Source organism: Moraxella sp. K23, from assembly GCF_041154765.1.
GTDB classification, from domain to species: domain Bacteria; phylum Pseudomonadota; class Gammaproteobacteria; order Pseudomonadales; family Moraxellaceae; genus Faucicola; species Faucicola tetraodonis.
In genome coordinates this window covers 1,224,839-1,246,666 of record NZ_AP031595.1, presented here as the reverse complement: position 1 = coordinate 1,246,666, position 21,828 = coordinate 1,224,839, and the positions used below count along the sequence as shown (strand labels likewise).

Below are 21,828 nucleotides of genomic sequence, written 5' to 3'. Positions count from 1 at the left end.
GGATGTTTGGGTAAGCTGCATATCCTATAGCAATAGTATAACAATTATTGTATCAGTATAATAGTACAAAATAACAAATAACTGTCATTTAAATTTTTTGATGATTTTACTTTTCATCTGTTTACCCCTAAAATATTTTTTCAAAATGATAACCAAACAAGGCTGTTTAATCTCATGTACGCTAACGCCCCTGCACAAACCATTTCAGACCTTGCTGCAAACGCCGCACTCGCAACCGATATTGCTAACCCAAGCGCAGCCAGCTTTTCTAACCTCAGCGAAGCGAGCTTTTCTAACCTCAGTGAACAGAATTTGCCGCAAAACGTTGCTAAAAGCAAGTTTCAGCCGATTGTCATTGGTATCGTAGCAGGCGAGGTCTCAGGCGATGCGCTGGGTGCAGACTTCATGCGCCAGATGAATAATTTGCGTGATGACATTGTGTGGGTGGGGGTGGGTGGCGCACAGATGCAAGCGCAGGGGCTTAACTCAGTGATTGACATGTCTCGTTTGTCGGTGATGGGCTTGGTGGAAGTGGTCAAGCATTTGCCAGATTTGTTTAAAGCACGCGATGAGATTTTGGCAGCGTTTAAACAAAATTCAATCGATATTTTTGTCGGCATTGATGCGCCTGATTTTAATTTACGATTGGGTGAACGGTTAAAATCAGCGGGTATTTATTGTGTGCAATATGTCAGCCCATCGATATGGGCATGGCGGGAAGGGCGAATTGAGAAAATCAAACGCGCGACCAATTTGGTGCTGTGTTTGTTTCCTTTTGAGTTGTCTGTGTACCAAAAACATGATCATCCCGCCGTGTGTGTCGGGCATTCACTCCTCAAAACCATGGATGACAATTTACTTACAACGCCCATGGACGAGCTTCGCCGTGAGTTGATTTGGGATAATCCCACCTATCATCAGTTTTTTGTCAAAATGGGCGAGCTTGAAATGAGTCATCTCATTGCAGTGATGCCAGGCTCAAGACGCAGTGAAATCGATGCGATTTTTCCAAAAATGCTCAAAGCCATTCATCAACTGTTGATTATGGATGATAAGCTATGCTTTATCGTACCAACGGTCAACGAGCATCTACTGACTATCGTAGAGCAATATCTAGAAGCCCAATCAGCGCAGGTGCGCCATCATGTGACAGTGAGCTGTGATGAAACACAAGCGGATTTTAGCCAACGGGTGATGGCGGCGTCAGACTTGGTGCTGCTGGCATCGGGTACCGCCACGCTTGAAGCCATGCTACTGGGTAAACCGATGGTAGTGGTATATTCACTCAATAAAATGACCTTTTGGCTGGCAAAACGCCTAGTCAAAGTGCCGTATGTGGCACTGCCTAATATTTTGGCAGGTCGAGAAATCGTACCAGAATTGCTACAAGAAGACGCCAACCCAGACAATATTTGCCGTGTGGTACAGCAATCATTAAAAGTCAAAAACTATAACGAGCAGCTGCGAGATTTGCGGCAAACATCAGAGTGGCTGCGTGAGCAAAGCAACATCAATCCCGCCAATGCGGTGATTGATAATTGGCTGACGTGGAAAAAACAGTAAAAATCTCAGGCAAAACTCAGGCAAAATTTGACGTTTTATCAATTTGGGCACGGTGATATTGATGGTAAACTTACACCTAATCTTCTGATGTGAAGGTTGCTATCAAATCATGGGCTTTGGTTCTGGCATCAAGCACCGTCATAAAGGTATAAGCGCCAATGAATTTACGGCTAATAAACATCAGCTCTTTAGGCGGCACGCTAAAGGATTTTGAGGTCGCTGATTTGCTGGCAAGCTTAATGACACGGTTATGTAAATCACTTTGCGCCCAAATATAATTGCCATGTACATCCAGTGCATGGGGTGGAATTGTCGGATTACGACTTGGCAAACTAAAGGGTTCACTGGCAAGTAAACATAGCTCTACCATATCATTTTTCACCGAATCGCTAAGATTAGCAAAGAATTCAAAATGCTCGCCTGCTTGATCAATCGCTTGGCGCATTTTGCCACGGTCGTGGAAAACCCCTGCCAACAGCAAATTACGGGCGATGAGTAGCAGATTGTCATCAAACTGACGAATCGCGCCAAAGTCCAATAACACCAATTGGTCAAGCTGTGTATCAGGCTGCTGTGTATTAGGCTTTTGTGCAAGGCGAATCAGATAGTTGCCAAAATTGGGGTCGGTCTGCATATCCCCCCATTCAAAAATCTCACGCAGCATAATTTCAATCGACGCCTGCCCAATCGCATTGCGTCTTTCTTGGGGCAGTGCAAATACTTGCTCATCCAAAATCGACACGCCATCTTCATAGGTCATACATAGCAGCCGATCGGTGCTATAAGCTTTGAGGATGCGCGGCACCACATAGCGACTATCGCCAACAAAACGTTGAAAAAATAACTCAGTGGTGTCTGCTTCTAGGAGGTAGTTGACTTCATGATGTAGCAGGTCACGAATTTCTTCAAACCAATCATCGAGTTGGCGGGTTTGTGGGACAACATTGGTGACTTTAAGCAGTTGGCGGAACAAATCCAAATCACTGTCCACGGCATCAGCGATATTGGGATACTGCACCTTAAACACCACTTGTTCGCCCGTGGCTTTATGAACCGCTCGATGCACTTGCGAAAGTGAGGCGGTGCCAATTGGGGTATGGTCGATATCAAACTCATGGATGGTATCGCCCAATTCGGTTTGTAGCGCTGATTCGATAATTGACCATGAAAAAGCAGTCGTCTGGCTGTTCAATGTCTGTAAGGCTTCTGTGATTTCAGGTGGTAAAAAATGCTCACCGTAAAGGGCTAACATTTGACCAATTTTGACCACCGAGCCTTTGAGTTTACCCAGCTCATCCACCAAATACTGGGCTTGCTCACGCATAAAAGCTTGTTTTTGTACCGCTTTTTCTTCCTTTGATTTGAATAATCCAAAGGCACTATTGGTCGCCCATCGTCTGCCGATATTGAGCGATGCTTTGGCAATCGATAACCGACGGTCAAGCGCCGAGGTTTTGAGCTGTTCAAGCGGTTGGTTATCGTAATTTTGCGGATTTGCCATACAGGGTGCCTAATGTTTTTGAAAGAAAAAGCCAAATAAAAAGCAAATCATTTTAACACATGATTTGCTTTGATTGTTGTTACCGATTTTTAATAAAGTGGATAAACACTTAGCGTAACCACTTGGCGTAACCACTTGATTTAACACAGTGGCTAGAGGTCTAAATGCCATCTTATTGGTTGTTGGTTATTCGGCGCTAGATTGAATAGCGCGCCAACCGATATCACGGCGATATTGCATACCATCAAAGCTAATAGCACCACAAACTGCTAAGGCTCTGGTTTGCGCATCCAAAATATCGTCACCGAGCGCCGTCACGCAAACCACACGGCCGCCATTGGTGATAATTTCACCATTATCAAACGCTTTGGTGCCTGCGTGGAAAACTTTGACATCCATATCCGTTTGCCCATATTGTGAGTCAAGCGTTGGTAACCCATGGATGACATCGCCGCTACTTGCGCTTTCTGGATAACCTTTGCTAGCCAGTACCACACCCAAGGCAGGACGCTCATCCCACTCGGTTTGTTTGGGGAGATTGCCATCCAACCCTAATGCTATCAAATCGACCATTGAGCCTTTTAGGCGCATCATAATGGGCTGTGTTTCTGGGTCGCCAAAACGGCAGTTAAACTCAATCACATAGGGGTCATTATGGTCATCAATCATCAAGCCTGCATACAAAAATCCTGTATAAGGTGTGCCATTGGCATTCATGGCATCGACCACTGGCTGAATCACACGGGCAATCACCTTGTCATGTACTTGCTGCGTCACCACGGGGGCAGGTGAGTAAGCACCCATCCCGCCTGTATTAAGACCGGTATCACCTTCGCCAATACGTTTGTGGTCTTGGCTGGTTGCCATCGGCAAGATATTGTTGCCATCTATCATACAAATGAAGCTGGCTTCTTCGCCTTGCAAGAACTGCTCAATCACCACACGGCTGCCCGCATCACCAAATTTGTTGCCCGATAACATATCATTGATAGCGTCAACGGCTTCTTGTTCGCTCATCGCCACAATCACGCCTTTACCTGCGGCTAAACCATCGGCTTTGATGACAATCGGCGCGCCTTCGGCTTTCACATAAGCAATCGCTTGCTCGGCATCGCTAAAAGTTTGGTATTTGGCGGTAGGGATATGGTGTTTTATCATAAAATCTTTGGCAAATGCTTTTGACCCTTCAAGCTGCGCGCAATACGCCGTGGGTCCCCAAGCTTTGATACCTGCTTTTGTTAAGTCATCGACCATACCTGCCACAAGTGGCGCTTCAGGACCAACCAACACAAAGGCAATATCATTGTCTTGGCAAAATTGAATCACTGCCGCATGGTCTTTGACGTTTAAATCGACATTTTGTAATTTGTGTTCAAGCGCTGTGCCTGCATTGCCATTGGCAACAAAAACTGTGCTAACTTTGCTATCTTTGGCGCATTGCCATGCCAATGCGTGTTCACGTCCACCTGTGCCAATTACTAAAATATTCATATTGTTTCCTTAAAAATGTAAAATAGCTGTATCGTAGGCATTGTAACAAATTTTGGGATCTAAATTAAATGACAAAGCATTTTATTATTGGCGTAGATGAGGTCGGGCGAGGTCCGTTATTGGGGGATGTGGTGGTTTGTGCGCTCATCTTCGATAAGGCGATTTTATCTATCAAAGAAGATAGCCTAAGCACTGATTTACACACGGCTGATAGTGTAGGTATTAGCCACAATCATCCGCTAAGTGCGCTAACTGACTCCAAAAAACTGTCAGAAAAAAAACGAGAAGCATTATTTTCCTTGATTGAACAAACGGCGAGTGCGCATCAGGTTGTCAAAATTTCTGCCAGCTTAATAGACCAGCTCAACATCTTACAAGCGACATTACTAGGCATGAAACAAGCGGTGGCAGGCGTGATGGCGCAAATGTTAGCGCAATACCCAACGGCGACCTTTAGTGTCATGGTGGATGGCAATAAACTGCCCGTGTTGTTTGATTTGCCCAATTATCAGCAAATTACCCATGAGCAAGCGATTGTGAAAGGGGACGGCAAACATGCGTGTATCAGTGGCGCCAGTGTGATTGCCAAAGTGACGCGTGACCGAGACATGGTGGCGTTGTCAAAGTTATATCCTGATTATGGCATTGAGCAGCATAAAGGCTATCCCACCGCCGCCCATATCCAAGCGATACAACATTACGGCATTTTGCCCATGCACCGCAAAAGTTTTGCCCCCATCAAACAGAGGATTTTAGACAAAAAAGGTGAACATACAGTCAATATCCGGTAGTAATGAGTGCAGGTCTAAAGTCGCCTTTTGGGCGAGTTTAACTAGTAAAGTGTGCTGAGCATGACGAGTAAAAAGATGGTCTTGCTCGCAGACCTGCAAGCTGTGCCCGATTTGTTTTCAACCTCTCGGTGGACAGCGCGCCAAACAAGGTCTGATAGTCGCCCTGTATGTTCAAATCCATCATAGCAAATTGTAGGCTTTTTTCAAACTAGCTTATACTAAATCAATCTGCCAATTAGCGGCTTGCAATTGGATATTTAAGTTTCTGAGTTTGACCGCTATGTCATCTGCTTGTTTTTGCAGTCTGACCGGTTCAATCACTTTTTGCCATTTAATTTCTCGATAGCTATAGCGATCGCCTTCCGTCTTAGCATTATCAATCGCAGTTTGCAGCAGGCGATGGCGTTCGGCAAGTTCATCACGCTTGACTAAAGTGCTGAGCATGGTTGAACCGTCGGGCATGACAGCGATGGCATTGGTGCGATGGATATGGTCTATTAACGCATACAGCTCGCTCATGACTTGATTGGCTTGTAGCAGCAGTTCATTCGGGTTTTCACTTGGGGTATCGCCGTCTTGGACTTTGACGTTTTCAGCAATGCGCGATTTCAAGCTGGCGAGCTTTTTTTGCATATCGGCACGTCGTAACAAAGCTTCTGCAAGTTTCATGGTTATCTCCTGATTGGTCAATTTAGTGGGTCAATTTAAACGTTAAAATCATATAATTGGGTTAAAAATTGGGTAGGATAATCTGTAATCACACAATCCACGCCCATCTCAATCAAGTGTTTTGCCACATCAACCTCATTTACCGTCCAAGCAGTGACTGTTAAGCCATATATTTTGGCAATTTCCAACAGGGTTGGGGTGATAAGCGGATAATAAATGCCCACTTGGCTACAGCCTAACGCACAAGCGCGATTAAAGGTTTGCAATATTAAGTTTTTACCCGCTGCATCAGGCGTCGGCAAAAAAGCAATTTGGCTTGCCATCATGGTTTCGGGTTCAAGTGTTTTAGGCTCGAGTGTTTTAGGCTCAAGTGTTTTGGGTTCAAGTAATAAGCCTGTCGGAAAGTGAAAATTTAAAAATTGCTGTTGGTTTTGAATTTGGTACAAAATATCGGTATCAAAACTGGTCAAAGTGATGGGTAAAGCTTGCCATATTTCTTGTGATAATAGCCTAAGCAGATTTTTAACCAACAAGGCTGGATGAGTTTTGGCATGGGTTTTGATTTCCAGTTCAATATGGCAAAAGTGTTGCAGATAGGGTGGTAAATCGTCTAGCAACAATACGTGATGTTTTAAAAACCCGGCTTCAAAACGTTGGGAAAACCGCCCATAGTCCGATTGCACAATGGCGCCTAATTCAGCCCATGTTTTATCAGCAATCCACGATTGTTGTCTTGCAAGCCGATTTAAGGTTTCATCATGTACCACCACAAATTTGCCATCGGCGGTCATTTGAACGTCAAATTCAACCCCATCAAGCTGCTTACCCTGTTTTTGCAATTGCTGCACGTAGGCAAATCCGTCTTGACAGTTCTCTAGCCGTTCAGCCCGAGCAGCACGATGACCAAGTAAATAATACGTTTGATTTGGATGGCGCATACGATGGCTCGCAATAGACAATAAAATTTTATGACTACTAAAAATTATTACAACTAAATTTTATTATAAATAATAGTGAACAACTAGCCAATTTGCAAAACTTTGCTTTATAATGGCATGGTAATAAATTCTGCGTGAAGGTGCCTTATGTCTATGATTTTCCCACAAAATACGTTGTCAAAAAAAATGCGTACGCCGTTATTGTTGGCGTGTTTTGCCTTAGCCGTCGTGGGATGTAGTCGCAATGAGCAAAAAGACGAGCAAACTGGCAGTGCTGCAAGCAGTGAGCAAAAAACAATTGAAACGTCTGATATTGCCTGTAACAATGAGAAGGCAACTAGTGCCATTCACAGTTATCTGGTCAATCGCATCGACCAACAAGCCAAAAAACAGTCTGACATCATCCAGCAGCAAGCAGGGACGATGGTTGATATGACTATCTTGCAAAATGGCTTGTCGCAAGTCGCAATCAATCTAGAGAGCGTGAATGGTAGCAATGGTAAATGCCAAGCGACGGTGTCGTTTAATATGCCTCAAGCGCAGCTCGATAACGCGGATAAAATTTATACCCGTCTAAAAATGCCCGTCGCCGCCGAGCAAATCGCGTCGCGTGGTTATCAACTACAAAATAGCACGTTGGTGGCAAACAATGTTGGGTTTGGTCTATCAGCCAGTGGCGCCAATTACCAAGTCAATAGCACCACAGGCGACGATGTGATTGGGCTAGTCGGTGAGATTATGGCAAATTCGGCATTAGCGCAAACGCTGACCCAGCCATCTAATACGCCCTTAGCCGGTTCTTCGGCAGGCGCCATACCCGTTGTACCAACAGTGACTAGCAAACCCAGTGTCGCTGCCAACAACAGCCAAAATTCAACGACCAAACCTGTCAAGAAACAAACCACAGAAGAACCAAAAACAGACAGTGAAAAAAACGACAGCGAAAAAACCAAGACTGACGTGACCACCACATCAGACAAGAAAAACACAGCATCAGATAGCGCGGATAAAAAATCGGTAAAAAAATCTGAGGCCACCACCGCAAATGCTGATAGCAAATCAACCGCTACTAAGTCCGCGGCTAGCACAAGTACAGAAAAATCGACCAAGCCAGTATCGCATGAAAAAGTCCCAACCGACACCAATGTAAAATTAACCATTGAAGAAAAAAATGAGCAATACTAAGCCGTTATCTACTATGAGATGACGTGTTTAACGTATGTCACCCAGTCATCAATTTGTTTTAGCATGTTTTTGGTGTAGTAGTGTGACTAAACATAAAACAAATTGATGCGTCAATTCTCTGCCTGCCACCATAAGGATATGAACATGGCCCATTTTGCCCCACAAATCGCCGTTAAAGCTACCTATATGCGCGGTGGTACATCAAAAGGTACTTTTTTCAAGCTTGATGACCTACCTGAACGCTGCCAAACCCCAGGGCAAGCCCGAGATAATTTTTTACTGCGGGTGGTGGGTAGTCCAGATCCGTATGGTAAGCAAATTGACGGTTTGGGGAATGGCTCATCATCAACCTCCAAAGTGGTGATTTTGTCAAAAACAGATGTTGCCGATCATGATGTGAATTATTTATTCGGTCAGGTCGCCATTGATAAAGCGATGATTGATTGGTCAGGTAACTGTGGAAACTTAACCGCGGCAGTCGGTTCATTTGCGATTGCCAATGGGTTGGTGGATGCCAGTAAAGTGCCCCAAAATGGCATTTGTGAAGTGCGTATTTGGCAGCAAAATATCAGCAAAACCATCATCGCGCATGTGCCCATGACTGATGGTCAAGTGCAAGAAACGGGCGATTTTGAGCTAGATGGTGTGACTTTCCCAGCAGCCGAAGTCAAAATTGAATTTATCGACCCTGTGGACAGCGATGGCGATATGTTCCCGACGGGCAACTTGGTTGACAAACTGGAGGTACCTGAAATCGGTGAATTTGACGTTACGATGATCAATGCAGGTATCCCAACGATTTTTTTAAATGCCAAAGACTTAGGTTTTACGGGCGCTGAGCTGCAAAAAGACATCAACAGTAACCAAGAAATTTTGGCTAAGCTTGAAAAAATCCGTGCCCATGGCGCAGTTAAAATGGGACTGATTGCAGAGTTAACAGAAGCCCAAACCCGTCAGCATACCCCAAAAATTGCTTGGGTTGCACCGCCCGCTGATTATACCGCCTCTAGTGGCAAAGCAGTCAATGCAGGCGATATTGATTTGCTTGCCCGCGCGATGAGCATGGGTCAACTGCACCATGCCATGATGGGTACAGCCTCGGTTGCGATTGGCACCGCAGCGACCATTAAGGGTACGCTGGTCAACCAAGCGGCCGGTGGCAAAGCGTTGTCTGAAGTACGCTTTGGTCACCCATCAGGCACGCTACTGGTCGGGGGTGAGTCCTCGCAAGTGGATGGCAAATGGCAAGCAAAAAAAGTGTCTATGAGCCGTTCAGCGCGACGTCTGATGGTGGGTGAGGTGTATGTGCCTGGCGATGCGTTTTAATCGATAAATCATTCAGAAGCCAACTTATAGCCTAATACCTAAGTCCCCAATACCTAAGAGCCCAATAATGACAGATAAGCACTCACACTGGATTGAACTAACGCAAGCACCGAGCCAAGGGGTAACCGTGGTTCAAACCCTATCTGGCTGTGAGTCCCTGCCAAGCAAGTCAAGTAATTCAAGCAGGTCAAGCAATGATTCAGTGGGGCAGTCTAGTTTGAATGCTATGTATGGTCAATTCAATCTAGGCTTGCATGTAGGGGATGATAGCATGCAGGTGCATCAAAATCGTGCGCACTTGCTGCAATCCTTGCAACAATATCATCCCACATTAAAGACCGTTCATTGGCTTAATCAAATTCATGGTAATGACGTTTATCAGGTTACTGATAAAATTGGCACAGCAGCGATATCTGCTGATGCGCATATTACTCGTTTGCCTAATGTTGCCTTAGCGATTATGACAGCAGATTGTGTACCCGTCATGATAGCCACCGATGCGGCAGATGATAATAAGCTGATTGCGGCGATTCACGCTGGCTGGCAAGGTCTTAGCAAGGATATCATTGCAAAGACCGTACAAAAAATGGTACACCAGTTTGACTTTGCCGCGGGGGACAATGCGACTGCCGAAATACAGAAAGTCACTCGTGGGTGGCATGCTTGGATAGGCGCTAGCATCGCACAATCGAGCTATGAAGTGGACAGTCGTGTCAAAGATGCCGTGTTATCAGTGTTAAACGTATCTGAAGCTGTCGCTAACCAGTTGTTTCAGCCAAATGCTGATAAGGTCGGTCATTATTTTGCCGATTTGCCTGCAATAGCAGAATTACAGCTCAAGGCTTGTGGTATTCATCAGGTGCATAAAAGTGGTTTGGACAGCCATGGTGATGCACGATTTTATTCGTATCGTCGTCAAACCCAGCATCAATTGCCTGCGACAGGTAGAATGGCAACGCTGATTTTTATGGACTAATTTAATTATAAAAAAAGGCAGTATGTTAATCCTACTGCCTTTTTCGTGAAAGCTAAATTATTGCATGATTTTAACGTAAGCCTGCGCTCTTAAATCCTGCATCCAATCGTCTAGCGCTTGCGGTGCCATACGTTGGTATAGGATTTCGCGCGCCATGTTTTTACGATAGACATCACTCACATCTTTTTGGCGTTTTTCATCGACTTTAACAATATGCCAGCCAAATTGTGATTGAAATGGCACAGAATAGTCATTTACCGACGTTTTTTTCATCATTGCTTCAAAGCTTGGTACCATATCACCTTCACTGACCCAGCCCAAATCGCCGCCGTTACTGGCGCTTCCCGGGTCTTTTGAATAGGTGCTCGCTAAGGTAGCAAAGTCCTCACCTTGACGCAGTTTTTCATAGATAGTGTCGATCTGCTGTTTTGCCATGTCAGCGGGCAGGGCAGTCGATGGGCTGATTAAAATATGGCGGGTATGCCATTGATCGATGATTTTTTGTTGACCGCCGCGTTTATCGACCAATTTAATCACGTTATAACCTTCTGCCGTGGCAATCGGGTTGGTAACTTGCCCGACTTCAAGGGCGGTGATGTTTTTTGACAGTTCTGTCGGTAACTCTGCCGCGACGTGGTAGCCCATATCGCCTCCTTGAATTTGCGCGTTATAGTTGGTTTGCGCGTCAGTCATGATTTGCTCAATATTGGCATTCTCAGCTTGCAAGTTTTTGGCAATTTGGGTGGCTACGGTCAGCGCTTGTTTTTTTTGTTTGTCGCTGGTTTTACCTGCGGCATCGGCTACAAAAGGCACGCGAATATGTAAGGTGCGATATTGTGATTTTTCTAAAGCGTTGCTCTCTGGTGATTTTAAGAAGTTATCGACATCTTGGTCTGAGATTTTGATACGGCTGGCAAGTTGCTGCTGCTGCAAAGTTTGTATTGCCAAGTCTTCACTGACTTTTTGACGCAATGCTTGGTAACTACCTGCGCGCTGGGCATCAAGTTTTTGCTGGAATTCGGCAAGGCTTGCGACCCCGTTTTGTTGCGCCAAATTGGTCAACGCAGCATTCACTGCATTCTCTTCAGCCTGCAGTCCTTGGTGTTTGATGATATCAAGCTGAATTTGCTTAGTAATTAGCTGATCCAATACTTGCGGATAAAGTTGCTGCGCCGGCGGTACAGTTTTATTTTGCGCTTGAAGCTGTGCAGAAGCTTGAGCAACCGCGCGATCCAACTGGCTGCGTAAAATAGGGGTGTCGTTGACAATAGCAATCACGCCATCAATGACCTGATCTTGCGAGTTGCTAGTGACGACAGGCGTTGCCTCAACCAATGAGCTGGCGACCTCTGGTGCTACGGGCGCAGGTTGAGAGACAGCCGGTGCAGTTTTTTGAGTGGTAGGTTTTGAGCCGCTGGTTTTGGTGTTAGCTTCAACTGATTTGGCAGCGTTGGTGGTTTTGTTTGCTGTCACAGCTTTGGTTGATTTGCTTGTGGTTTGCGCTGCAGATTTGGTGCTAGATTTTTTACTAGATTCCACCGTCGTTTTGCTGCTGGTTGTGTTGGTTTTAGCGGTTACCGCTGCTGCAGTCACGGCTTGCGCGTTCAATGTTGGCATGACCAATAGAGCGCCATATATCAAAGCGCTAGTGAGAGCAGATAGGGTGTTACGGGGAAAATTGGGTAAATTATGCATGACAGCATGGTTCATGGCATGTATCCTTAAAAAAAATAAAAACCAAAAAATAAAAAAGTAAATTTGATCACTCAAAATCGTAGCAAAACCATTTAGCTTAAATGACGGGTCTTTGACCGAGTGGCTTAGATGTTGCTAAATAATATTGCTAAGTGATGTTATAAAGTTTGGGTCATTTTATACAATAATATTTGCTGGCGTATGTCTGTATGATAATAAATCCTAAAAAACCTCAAGTTTTAGGCAGTTTTTTGCGTAAAAGGCGTTTAGTATTTAGGGTCATAACCCAATACCCGATTACGCATCAAGCTAGCCAGTCGACCGTCACCTTTGTTGGATAACCCATTTAAGCTAATTTCTGCCATGATAGCGTGGTCAGCACTGTCTTTATCACTTAATTCATCGTAATAACGGCGAGCATAAATCGATAAGCCATAACAACAGCTATCATAAGTAAAGCCCGCTAACACATCACTAAAACGACTTTTCTCATTGTCGTATTGGACAGCCCCTAAAAACTGCCAATTATCATTAATAGGCAAAACAGCAGAGCCTGTGAAAGCAGAGAGGGCTTTTTGTCCAAATCTACTCTCATTGCGTTTGATATACCCTAAGTTATAAAGGCTATTGTAAGTTGGCGCATAACGAAATTGGGTGTTGATATAGTTTAAATCAGCGTTGTCATCAACCGAGCCATCTAAATCCACCCAAAAATCTTGACGCGGTTGGGTGCTTACCTGAAAAACGGTACCGGTATTGTCAATTTTTAACCCATCATCGGTATTGTCAAGATGTACCCGAATATCACTCAAATAAATTTGTTTACCCACGCTAGCATCCAAGCGAGTCAAACCATTGCCATCAATATAGCGATAATTTAATGATGGGGTTAGATGATTGTTGTCGGGCAGGCGATCATATCCCAAAAACCATGAATCTTCATACAATTGCGAAAAATTGAGCGATGCCAAACGGGTATTAAAGTTGGGTACGTCAGTCTGGTCTTTATAGGGCGAGTACACATATTTTAGGCGCGGGCTTAATAACTGATAGCCGCCTAAGGAGTCATCAAATTTACCAAACGGAGTGCCTGCTTTAAAAAAATTTAAGCCACTGTCAATACTAAACTGCGGTACAAAAATAGATTGGCTTTTGCTATTTTTATCCAGTCCATTGGCGTCGGCTGATTCTTGGTCAAATTGGGTATAAAGGTGCTGTAAACTTACTGACGGGGTCACATATCCCCAAGTCCGCATCATTGGGTAGGCGGCAGTGAGTTTGTTATACAGTCTGCCACCACTTTGCTCAGGCGCAGAGCCATCATCGATTGGGCGTTTAAAATAGGCAAAATCGCTGATACCCGTCAAATCAAATTGGGTCACCCAAGGCACACGATATTTGACCGATAACTGCGGCAGACGGTCATACGGTTTGTCTTTGTCCAAGATTTTTTCTGAATTGGTTAAATTACGATCCAGTGTTTGAAAGGTTTCAATCTTGGCAAGCGCAGTCAAATAGTCATTGTAATAATTGGCTTGAATGCGGCGCGGTAAATTTAATTGAACGGTTTCATCACCCAAGGTCTCAAAATCGTTTAAGAATTTAGGATCTGAGACATACTGATATAGCGCATCAATGGACAGGTTAGGGATATCTTTTGACTGCCAATGATGATTATAATAAAAGCGCTTACGGTCTTCATCATTGTACTGTTTGTCGTTTGGCAGATAAGAGCCTGTCAAGCTACCATAACCAAATTTTTCTGTCAGATAGCGAAACTCACCTGTCAACATCGGATTGCGGTCAGTAAAAATGGTTGGCGTGACAGTGGCATCGTAATTTGGCGCTAGATTAAAGTAATAAGGTAACTGTACATTAAAACTCCCTTCCGTACTAAAGCCGCCGCGTGGTAACAAAAAACCACTGGTGCGGCGATCGTCAATCGGAAAGTTGAAATACGGCAGGTACAATACCGGGGTGTTTTTGACTTTTAACGTGGCATTATAGGCTTCACCGCGGCCCGTGTCGGTATTGATATCGATGTTTTTGGCATTAATCTGCCAAGTTGGATTGTCAGGCGCGCAGGTGGTAAACATGACATCGTCAATTTCAACGCGGCTTTCATCGACTTTATTAAGCCGTTTGGCATAACCATACGCTTGTAGCGGTACGCTGGCAAACGCCACGTCTTTGGCGGTTGCTTTGGTGCTATCCGTTTGGTACGCCAGTTCATCGGCAACGGTAATCAGTCCCCCTTTTGGGCTATCTTTAAGGCTTACACGTGGGTTACCGTTTGTCGATTGGGTACTTTGCGCGGCATCCACCAACAAAACATTACCTTGAGCGGCCGCAATGCCATCTTGCACGTTAACGACCACTTTATCGGCAGAGATTTGCTGACGACCTTGATTGATTTGCACATCGCCTGACAATTCAGCGTAATTTTCATTGTCATAATACCCATAGTCAGCCGAGGCATAAATTGGGAAGCTGCTATTGGGTTGGTCGGTAGCAGCTGCCGCTAATGCCTGTTGTTGATAGATGGTCGAAGTGGGATATACCCAGTTGCCATGACACATGGCGTCTTTTCGGGTGACTGCTTTTGATTGCGTATTTGCTTGAGCACCTGACTGTTGACTATCAGGCGCGAGCGGGTTCAGCAAATTTGGATTAGAAGTTGGATTAGCAACCGTGGCGTTAGTATCGTCCGTGGTTTGCGGGGTTTTAGGTTGATAAAAGGTTTTGAGCTTATCTAGACTGGCTTGCTGCTGTTGATTTGGGGTAAAGTTGGGACGAGTACGCGCAGAGTTTGGTTTGATGTCAGGCGCGCTAATCGGTGTGATACCTTGATTGGTGGTTACATCGACAGTAGTGGTGCTGTCTGCTGTGGTGGCGATACTACTATCGGTATCGGGCTTTGCAGCTGAGGTATCAAGGTTTTGTTTTTCAATACTCTGTGATTCAGTGGTTTGTGACTCAATGTTTTGAGCTTCTGTGCTTTGTGCTGCCGCTGTATCAGTCGATTCCGTAACGGCGGCTGTCGGCAACACCGCAAGTGCTGAGGTTGAATACAAAGTAGTAAACATCGCGCCAAGTGTCATCGCTAAAACATTGGTATGTCGATAAATTTGGTGTAATGATTGATGCAGGCATGTAGGCTGGGTTGGCAAAGACGAATGTGAAGTTAAACGATTAGAAGTTGACGAAATAGGCGACAATTTCACAGATTTTTTCATTAGACATTTACCAAAGACGCAATATAAAAACCTTCACATCATATCACTAGCGTCATCAATATACTATTGCAAAAGATGTTTAAAATTGCAAACATGTTAGACGCTACTTGAGAGATACGCAGATTTTCGGTAGCATAACTTATTTTTATTGAGTAAGCCCATCTTATGAACCATCCTGCCGCACAACTTGCCAACCAAGACCCTTGCGATAGCGCAGCTTCGCCATCAAATACCGAGCCATGTGAACAACAGCCACTTGAACAACAATCACTTAAGCAACAGCCACTTAAACAACAGTCACGTGAACAACAGCTGCACACTTGGTTGACCCAAGTTTTTCAAAATCAGTCATTGCAGCATGAAAAAATACCTGGTGATGCCAGCTTTCGCAGCTATCATCGCTTAACTGTCGGCAATCAACACTATATCGTGATGGATGCGCCACCAGAAAAAGAATCGGTGAAAGAATTTATCGCCGTGGACAATTTAATGGCAGGTCATGTGCATGTGCCAAAAATGATTGCCACGGATGAACAGCAAGGTTTTATCGTCCTTGAGGATTTGGGAAACACGGATTTTGCTGATGTCATTGCCAAGGATTTAACGGATGCAGGCGAGCTGGCAAAAACTGCGCGCTATTATCAGCAGGCAATGCAGGCAATTTTGGCGATTCAAAAAATTGATATCAATGATGCCAAAACTGTTATACCAAGTTACGACGATGCTCTGCTGCGCCGAGAAATGGGCTTGTTTAGCGAGTGGTTTTTACCCTATATCGGCGTGACGATGACCCCAGACTTAGAGACGCTGTGGCAAGATTTGCAGTCTGATATTATCCAGCAAGTCATCGCGCAGCCTCAAGTGGTGGTGCACCGTGATTTTCACAGCCGTAATTTGATGGTATTAAATCACAGCGATGAGTTGGGCGTGATTGATTTTCAAGATGCTGTCATCGGTGCCTACACCTATGATTTGGCGTCTTTATTGCGAGATGCCTATATCAATTATGATGAAACATGGGTCAATACGCATCTGGCTCATTATCACCAGTTGGCGCAAATTGACAAAAGCTTGGCAGAGTTTACTGTGGATTTTAATATCATGAGTATGCAGCGTCATCTCAAGGTATTGGGAATCTTTGTACGTTTGTTCGAGCGAGATGGCAAAGACCGTTATTTGGTCAACCTGCCCAAAGTTTTCAATGATTTATTAACTTGTCTAAAAGCTATCACCCAATGGGATGAGCGTCCTACTTTTGATAAGTTTGCTGATTGGATGACCGCCGTTGTTGAACCTGCTTTTCATCAAAAAATCCAAGGATAAAACCCCATGTCAACCACCATCACCCAAGCCATGATTTTATCCGCGGGTAAAGGCACTCGGCTGCGCCCTTTAACCTTGACCACGCCAAAACCGCTTGTCGAAGTCGGCGGGCAGCCGCTTATCGTATGGCATATCAAAGCGCTCAAACAAGCGGGTATCACCGATATCACCATCAATGTGTCATGGCTTGCTGACAAACTGCTAAATGCAATCGGGGATGGCAGTCAATACGGTGTCACCATTCATTGGTCGATTGAACCAGAAGAACCGCTTGAGACAGCAGGCGGTATCAAGCTGGCTTTGGCTACTGGTAAATTAAAAGACCAGCCATTTATTTTGGTCAATGGGGATGTGTGGACGCCTTTTAATTTTGCCCAGCTAAGCCAGCTTAATCTAAACGATTCGCAGGCTTATTTGCTACTCACCGACCAAGCGACGCACAACCCAACAGGCGATTTCGCCTTAGAAAATGGCATGGTCAAGGCAGAAGGTGCGCCAAAATATACTTTTGCAGGGATTAGCGTAATGTCACCAAGATTATTGGATACGGTCAAGGCAGGGGAGACTGCGCCGCTTGCGCCACTACTTAAACAAGCCATGCAAGCCGGTTTGGTGATGGGGGATTTGCTGAGCGATGCATGGGTCGATGTAGGCACGCTTGAGCGCTTAGAAAATTTGAACCAAAAATTGTCGGCTAACAAGTAATTTGACAGAAAATTTCATCTTTTGCCATTTTGCTTTTATTTGAAAGCCGAGCAAACTAAACGGTTAAAGCTAAAAAAATGACCCAAAACTGTGATAAAATTTGTCACAGTTTTATTTTTAGCATGTTACATACGACAAAATTTAATTCTGTACTTAATTCTGTGATATAGGAAAGCCAATGACAACCCCAATTTCTGAACGTCGTCTTGCCAACGCCATCCGTACCCTAGCCTTTGAAGCGGTGCAAAAAGCCAATTCTGGACATCCAGGCGCGCCGATGGGCATGGCAGATATCGCTGAAGTGTTATGGCGTAAGTTTTTAAAGCACAATCCAACCGACCCAAATTGGCTAAATCGCGACCGTTTTGTGCTTTCAAATGGTCATGGCTCAATGTTGCAGTACGCTTTGCTACACTTGACGGGATATGACGTTAGCATTGAGGATATCAAAAATTTCCGCCAATTGCACTCTAAAACACCCGGTCACCCTGAATATGGCTATACCGCAGGTGTGGAAACTACCACAGGTCCCTTGGGTCAAGGGATTGCCAATGCCGTAGGTTTTGCGATTGCAGAAAAAACCCTAGCCGCGCAATTTAACCGAGATGGTCACCAAGTCATCGACCACCAAACCTATTGCTTTTTAGGTGATGGTTGTTTGATGGAGGGTATTAGCCATGAAGTTTGCTCATTAGCCGGTACGCTGCAACTGGGCAAATTGGTTGTATACTATGATGACAATGGTATTTCGATTGATGGTGACGTCGAAGGCTGGTTCTCAGATGACACCCAAAAACGTTTCGAAGCTTATGGTTGGCAAGTGCAAAAAGTTGACGGTCATGATACCGATGCCATTACCCAAGCGACCCAAAATGCCATAGCTGAAAAAAATAAACCCTCACTCATTATCTGTAAAACCGTGATTGGCGCAGGTTCACCCAACAAGCAAGGCTTGGAGGCCTCACATGGCGCACCCCTTGGCGCGGATGAAATCTTGCTCACCCGTCAAGCACTCAAGTGGGATCACGAAGCCTTTGAACTTCCAGACGATATTTATGAAGGGTGGGACTGCACAGTTAAAGGTCAAGCGCTACAGCAATCATGGGAAAGTGAGTTTGATGCTTATAAAGACGCTTACCCAGAGCTTGCCAGTGAGTTACTTCGCCGTGTGAATGGTGACTTGCCAGCAAATTTTGAGACACAAGCCCAGGAATTTATCAAGGCGTGTCAAAATAACCCAGAAAACATTGCAACGCGTAAAGCCAGCCAAAATTCAATCAATGCCTTACAGCCATTATTGCCAGAGCTGCTGGGCGGTTCTGCTGATTTGGCAGGGTCAAATCTGACTTGGTTTAAAAATGCCAAGGCGCTCGAAGATGATGCGGCAGGTAACTATATTCACTACGGTGTGCGTGAATTTGGTATGACGGCGATTGCCAATGGTATAGCCTTATATGGCGGGTTTATTCCGTATGTGGCAACGTTCTTGATGTTTATGGAATATGCGCGCAATGCGGTGCGTATGTCAGCCTTAATGAAACAACGCGTCATTAGTGTCTATACTCACGACTCAATCGGTCTGGGTGAAGATGGACCTACTCACCAACCTGTAGAGCAGTTGTCAAGTCTGCGTGCCACCCCAAACCTGCATACTTGGCGCCCGTGTGATACGGTCGAGTCAGCCGTGGCATGGGTAGAAGCCTTGAAGGCAAAATCAACCCCATCCGCGCTGATTTTTAGCCGTCAAAACCTACCGCACCAAGCGCGAGATATCGAGCAAGTAGCCAATATTGCCAAAGGTGGCTATGTACTAGCCAAAGAACAAGGCGAGCTACGTGCCGTCATCATCGCCACAGGTTCAGAGATTGAGCTTGCAATGAATGCTTATACTGAGTTGACTGCCGAAGGTTTGGGCGTGCGTGTTGTATCAATGCCGTGTGCTGAAGTGTTTGCCAAACAAGAAATCAACTACCGTGACAGCGTGTTACCACCCCAAGTGCGTGCGCGTGTGGCGGTTGAAGCCAGCCATATCGATTATTGGTACAAGTTTGTAGGGCTTGATGGTAAAGTCGTGGGTATGACCACCTTTGGTGAGTCTGCCCCTGCCAAAGACTTGTTCCCATACTTTAACATCACCACTGATGCGGTGATTCGAGCTGTAAAAGCGGTTGTTTAAGCAATATCATGGATAGTATATATGCTAAAAGAACAACTTGGGTGGATTTTCCACCCATTTTGGTGTTATATGCTTTAAATACATTGAAAAACCTCGATGAAGATCTGTATATACAAGCCAAATCGGGTAATGAATTATCCGCTATTAAACTTTTAACTCAATTGATGACACAAAAGGATATAGCAAGTATCAAGCATTGCTTACAAGGAAAATCTCCTATTATCGCTCCTGTATTAGCGATAGAATTTTTGGGAAATAATAGACTTCCAATGGTATTTGGTCAAATTCTTGCCAATGAGTTAAATCTGCCCATCACCTTTGATATCGTACAAGCTGTAAAAGCGAACCATACTAAGGCTAGTGCTTATGAGCGAATCGTCAGACAAGCTATTTTTACTGGCGAAGTTGAACGTGGTCGAGAATACTTAATCGTTGATGATACAGTGGCGATGGGTGGGACATTAGCAGGACTTAAAGGCTATATAGAAACAATGGGCGGTAAGGTAATTCAAGCAGTTGTATTAACTGGCTATCAATTACCTTTTTTTGATATTGTTCCAACCCAAAAAATGATACAATTAATTCAGCTTAAACATCCTGATTTAGCTCAATGGTGGCAAAATGAATTTCACTTTCCTCTCGAATACCTCACAAGCGGTGAACTCGGGCATTTCAAAAAACCAAAATCACTTGACGAAATCAGAAATAGACTCATTGAAGCAGGACTTCAAAAGAGCCTCTATTAATAGTCAAAAAATTTTAAAGATGACTAAAGTGGTAATAAGATAATCGAGGTTTCATCAATAAGACAAATTTCAGCAAGTACCTGATTATCTCTAATCCGCCAATCGCCGAGCACCAACCGTTTCTTATCGCCAATTTGATGAACAGCAGGGCGGTGAGTATGCCCATGAATCAGTATATCGGCTTTTTGCAAGGCTTGTCTCACGGCTTGTTCATTGACATCCATGATTTGCAGGGATTTTTTGGCATTATCAGTTTTGCTTTTTTGGCGTAAATCTTGCGCGATTTGTTGGCGTTTTTTGATGGGTAGCGCGAGCAAAATTTTTTTAGTGATAGGATGTTGGATGATTTTGCGAAAGCGTTGGTAACCTTTATCATCGGTGCACAGCGCATCGCCATGTTCTAGGCGAACTTTTCTGCCATTGAATGTCAAATAAAACGGCTCAAAAATCAATTGCCCGCCAAACTTGTCGCAAAATTGTTGCCCAAGCAGAAAATCCCGATTACCATGCATGATAAAAATCTGGCAATTTTTATCAGATAATGCTTTGAGCTTTGCTATAATCGGCTGAAGCGCACCTGTTAAGGTGTCTGTATCGGCAACATCATCCCCTAGCCAAGCTTCAAACCAATCACCGAGGATAAAAAACTGTTTTAGGTTGGGCAATAAAGCCAATTTATCTAAAAAATCTAAAAAAGCCTGCCCTAAAGGATTAGTGGCAGGCTCATTTATGCTCAAATGTAAGTCACTGATAATAACCTGCGTAATGGCGGAGGGATTATCGGTGACCAAATCTGCAAAATGTTGCATACAAAAAAATTATTTTTCAATTACTTTTGCATGGGTAATCACCACAGGCGTGGTTGGTACATCAGCGTGGAAACCGTATTTACCAGTCGGTACACCTTTGATTTTATTGACAATGTCCATGCCTTCAATCACTTTACCAAACACCGCATAGCCCCAGCCTTGTGGGTTTTTGCCTGAGAAGTTTAGGAAACTATTGTCTTTTACATTGATAAAAAATTGCGCAGTCGCTGAATGTGGATCAGAAGTACGTGCCATTGCAATCGTGCCGAATTCATTTTTTAAGCCATTATCTGCTTCGTTTTGGATTGGGGCATTGGTAGATTTTTCTGTCATGTTGGCGTCCATACCACCACCTTGAATCATAAAACCGTCAATGACGCGGTGAAAAATCGTGCCATCATAATGACCTGATTTAACGTATTCTAAGAAGTTTGCCACCGTGTTGGGGGCTTTTTCTTGATTGAGTTCGATAACGATGTTACCCATGGTGGTTTCTAATTCTACGTATGGCATATCCATTGTGAGCTCCTAATGGTTTTTATGGTTAAAAAAACGTATCTTGCAATTGTTGTGGCTATCCTAGCGATTTTCAATCAAAAAGTCAGTATTTAGTTTGCAAAGTTGGCAAAATTAAATGTTTCAATTAAATTCATTTAAGTTTTTTCGATGTCAAAAAACTGCTAGAATGGCAGATTAGT

Annotated in this window: 17 protein-coding genes; 9 read left to right on the top strand and 8 right to left on the bottom strand. The window is 44.3% G+C overall.

Features of this window, described 5'->3' with window-relative positions; genetic code table 11:
• Positions 1-174 precede the first annotated feature (174 nt).
• A complete protein-coding gene (gene lpxB / locus ACAM37_RS05400) occupies positions 175-1,563 on the top strand; it encodes a lipid-A-disaccharide synthase (RefSeq protein WP_369625658.1) in 1,389 nt (462 codons plus the stop codon).
• Between the two features lie 76 nt (positions 1,564-1,639).
• On the opposite strand, the gene ACAM37_RS05395 is transcribed toward lpxB, so the two are convergent.
• Positions 1,640-3,064 carry an ABC1 kinase family protein gene (locus ACAM37_RS05395; RefSeq protein ID WP_369625657.1) on the bottom strand — a complete coding sequence of 475 codons (1,425 nt, stop codon included), beginning with the start codon at positions 3,062-3,064 and terminating at the stop codon, positions 1,640-1,642.
• 186 nt (positions 3,065-3,250) lie between these two features.
• The gene (purD, locus tag ACAM37_RS05390; RefSeq protein WP_369625656.1) at positions 3,251-4,555 is read right to left on the bottom strand and encodes a phosphoribosylamine--glycine ligase; all 1,305 of its coding nucleotides are present in this window, start codon (positions 4,553-4,555) and stop codon (positions 3,251-3,253) included.
• 68 nt (positions 4,556-4,623) lie between these two features.
• On the opposite strand from purD, the gene ACAM37_RS05385 reads away from it, so the two are divergent.
• On the top strand, positions 4,624-5,346 hold the full coding sequence (locus ACAM37_RS05385) for a ribonuclease HII (RefSeq protein WP_369625655.1): 723 nt from the start codon (positions 4,624-4,626) through the stop codon (positions 5,344-5,346).
• Between the two features lie 213 nt (positions 5,347-5,559).
• Here ACAM37_RS05385 and ACAM37_RS05380 read toward each other — a convergent pair whose 3' ends face one another.
• Both ACAM37_RS05380 and ACAM37_RS05375 read right to left on the bottom strand, forming a co-directional pair.
• Positions 5,560-6,015 carry a DIP1984 family protein gene (locus ACAM37_RS05380; protein WP_065252602.1) on the bottom strand — a complete coding sequence of 152 codons (456 nt, stop codon included), beginning with the start codon at positions 6,013-6,015 and terminating at the stop codon, positions 5,560-5,562.
• 35 nt (positions 6,016-6,050) lie between these two features.
• Positions 6,051-6,953 carry a glycerophosphodiester phosphodiesterase gene (locus ACAM37_RS05375; RefSeq protein ID WP_099833929.1) on the bottom strand — a complete coding sequence of 301 codons (903 nt, stop codon included), beginning with the start codon at positions 6,951-6,953 and terminating at the stop codon, positions 6,051-6,053.
• Positions 6,954-7,100: 147 nt separating this feature from the next.
• Between ACAM37_RS05375 and ACAM37_RS05370 the strand changes: the two genes are divergently transcribed.
• From ACAM37_RS05370 to pgeF, 3 genes are all read left to right on the top strand, one after another.
• Positions 7,101-8,138 carry a hypothetical protein gene (locus tag ACAM37_RS05370; RefSeq protein WP_369626802.1) on the top strand — a complete coding sequence of 346 codons (1,038 nt, stop codon included), beginning with the start codon at positions 7,101-7,103 and terminating at the stop codon, positions 8,136-8,138.
• 144 nt (positions 8,139-8,282) lie between these two features.
• On the top strand, positions 8,283-9,464 hold the full coding sequence (gene prpF, locus ACAM37_RS05365) for a 2-methylaconitate cis-trans isomerase PrpF (protein WP_369626801.1): 1,182 nt from the start codon (positions 8,283-8,285) through the stop codon (positions 9,462-9,464).
• 67 nt (positions 9,465-9,531) lie between these two features.
• A complete protein-coding gene (gene pgeF / locus ACAM37_RS05360; RefSeq protein WP_369626800.1) occupies positions 9,532-10,440 on the top strand; it encodes a peptidoglycan editing factor PgeF in 909 nt (302 codons plus the stop codon).
• Positions 10,441-10,497: 57 nt separating this feature from the next.
• Here pgeF and ACAM37_RS05355 read toward each other — a convergent pair whose 3' ends face one another.
• Positions 10,498-12,150, bottom strand: a complete 1,653-nt coding sequence (locus tag ACAM37_RS05355; RefSeq protein WP_369626799.1) for a peptidylprolyl isomerase — start codon at positions 12,148-12,150, stop codon at positions 10,498-10,500.
• 251 nt (positions 12,151-12,401) lie between these two features.
• Positions 12,402-15,371, bottom strand: a complete 2,970-nt coding sequence (locus tag ACAM37_RS05350; RefSeq protein ID WP_369626798.1) for an LPS assembly protein LptD — start codon at positions 15,369-15,371, stop codon at positions 12,402-12,404.
• Between the two features lie 165 nt (positions 15,372-15,536).
• Here ACAM37_RS05350 and ACAM37_RS05345 point away from each other — a divergent pair, with 165 nt between their 5' ends.
• From ACAM37_RS05345 to ACAM37_RS05330, 4 genes are all read left to right on the top strand, one after another.
• Positions 15,537-16,694 (top strand): aminoglycoside phosphotransferase family protein, encoded by a 1,158-nt coding sequence (locus ACAM37_RS05345; RefSeq protein ID WP_369626797.1) that lies wholly within the window; start codon positions 15,537-15,539, stop codon positions 16,692-16,694.
• A gap of 6 nt (positions 16,695-16,700) precedes the next feature.
• Complete coding sequence (murU, locus tag ACAM37_RS05340) at positions 16,701-17,399, top strand: N-acetylmuramate alpha-1-phosphate uridylyltransferase MurU (RefSeq protein ID WP_369626796.1); 699 nt, start codon at positions 16,701-16,703, stop codon at positions 17,397-17,399.
• A 178-nt stretch (positions 17,400-17,577) separates the two neighbouring features.
• The gene (gene tkt, locus ACAM37_RS05335; protein ID WP_369626795.1) at positions 17,578-19,575 is read left to right on the top strand and encodes a transketolase; all 1,998 of its coding nucleotides are present in this window, start codon (positions 17,578-17,580) and stop codon (positions 19,573-19,575) included.
• An 8-nt stretch (positions 19,576-19,583) separates the two neighbouring features.
• Positions 19,584-20,321 (top strand): phosphoribosyltransferase, encoded by a 738-nt coding sequence (locus tag ACAM37_RS05330; protein ID WP_083106203.1) that lies wholly within the window; start codon positions 19,584-19,586, stop codon positions 20,319-20,321.
• Positions 20,322-20,344: 23 nt separating this feature from the next.
• Here ACAM37_RS05330 and ACAM37_RS05325 read toward each other — a convergent pair whose 3' ends face one another.
• Positions 20,345-21,130 (bottom strand): UDP-2,3-diacylglucosamine diphosphatase, encoded by a 786-nt coding sequence (locus ACAM37_RS05325; RefSeq protein ID WP_369626794.1) that lies wholly within the window; start codon positions 21,128-21,130, stop codon positions 20,345-20,347.
• Positions 21,131-21,139: 9 nt separating this feature from the next.
• Positions 21,140-21,649 carry a peptidylprolyl isomerase gene (locus ACAM37_RS05320; protein ID WP_369626793.1) on the bottom strand — a complete coding sequence of 170 codons (510 nt, stop codon included), beginning with the start codon at positions 21,647-21,649 and terminating at the stop codon, positions 21,140-21,142.
• Between the last annotated feature and the right edge of the window lie 179 nt (positions 21,650-21,828).

Coding starts and splice junctions, on each gene's coding strand:
- ACAM37_RS05385 (WP_369625655.1), top strand. CDS start 4,624: ATGACAAAGCATTTTATTATTGGCGTAGATGAGGTCGGGCGAGGTCCG.
- pgeF (WP_369626800.1), top strand. CDS start 9,532: ATGACAGATAAGCACTCACACTGGATTGAACTAACGCAAGCACCGAGC.
- ACAM37_RS05320 (WP_369626793.1), bottom strand. CDS start 21,649: ATGGATATGCCATACGTAGAATTAGAAACCACCATGGGTAACATCGTT.
- prpF (WP_369626801.1), top strand. CDS start 8,283: ATGGCCCATTTTGCCCCACAAATCGCCGTTAAAGCTACCTATATGCGC.
- ACAM37_RS05395 (WP_369625657.1), bottom strand. CDS start 3,064: ATGGCAAATCCGCAAAATTACGATAACCAACCGCTTGAACAGCTCAAA.
- ACAM37_RS05370 (WP_369626802.1), top strand. CDS start 7,101: ATGTCTATGATTTTCCCACAAAATACGTTGTCAAAAAAAATGCGTACG.
- ACAM37_RS05380 (WP_065252602.1), bottom strand. CDS start 6,015: ATGAAACTTGCAGAAGCTTTGTTACGACGTGCCGATATGCAAAAAAAG.
- purD (WP_369625656.1), bottom strand. CDS start 4,555: ATGAATATTTTAGTAATTGGCACAGGTGGACGTGAACACGCATTGGCA.
- tkt (WP_369626795.1), top strand. CDS start 17,578: ATGACAACCCCAATTTCTGAACGTCGTCTTGCCAACGCCATCCGTACC.
- ACAM37_RS05325 (WP_369626794.1), bottom strand. CDS start 21,130: ATGCAACATTTTGCAGATTTGGTCACCGATAATCCCTCCGCCATTACG.
- ACAM37_RS05375 (WP_099833929.1), bottom strand. CDS start 6,953: ATGCGCCATCCAAATCAAACGTATTATTTACTTGGTCATCGTGCTGCT.
- ACAM37_RS05350 (WP_369626798.1), bottom strand. CDS start 15,371: ATGAAAAAATCTGTGAAATTGTCGCCTATTTCGTCAACTTCTAATCGT.
- lpxB (WP_369625658.1), top strand. CDS start 175: ATGTACGCTAACGCCCCTGCACAAACCATTTCAGACCTTGCTGCAAAC.
- ACAM37_RS05330 (WP_083106203.1), top strand. CDS start 19,584: ATGGATAGTATATATGCTAAAAGAACAACTTGGGTGGATTTTCCACCC.
- ACAM37_RS05355 (WP_369626799.1), bottom strand. CDS start 12,150: ATGAACCATGCTGTCATGCATAATTTACCCAATTTTCCCCGTAACACC.
- ACAM37_RS05345 (WP_369626797.1), top strand. CDS start 15,537: ATGAACCATCCTGCCGCACAACTTGCCAACCAAGACCCTTGCGATAGC.
- murU (WP_369626796.1), top strand. CDS start 16,701: ATGTCAACCACCATCACCCAAGCCATGATTTTATCCGCGGGTAAAGGC.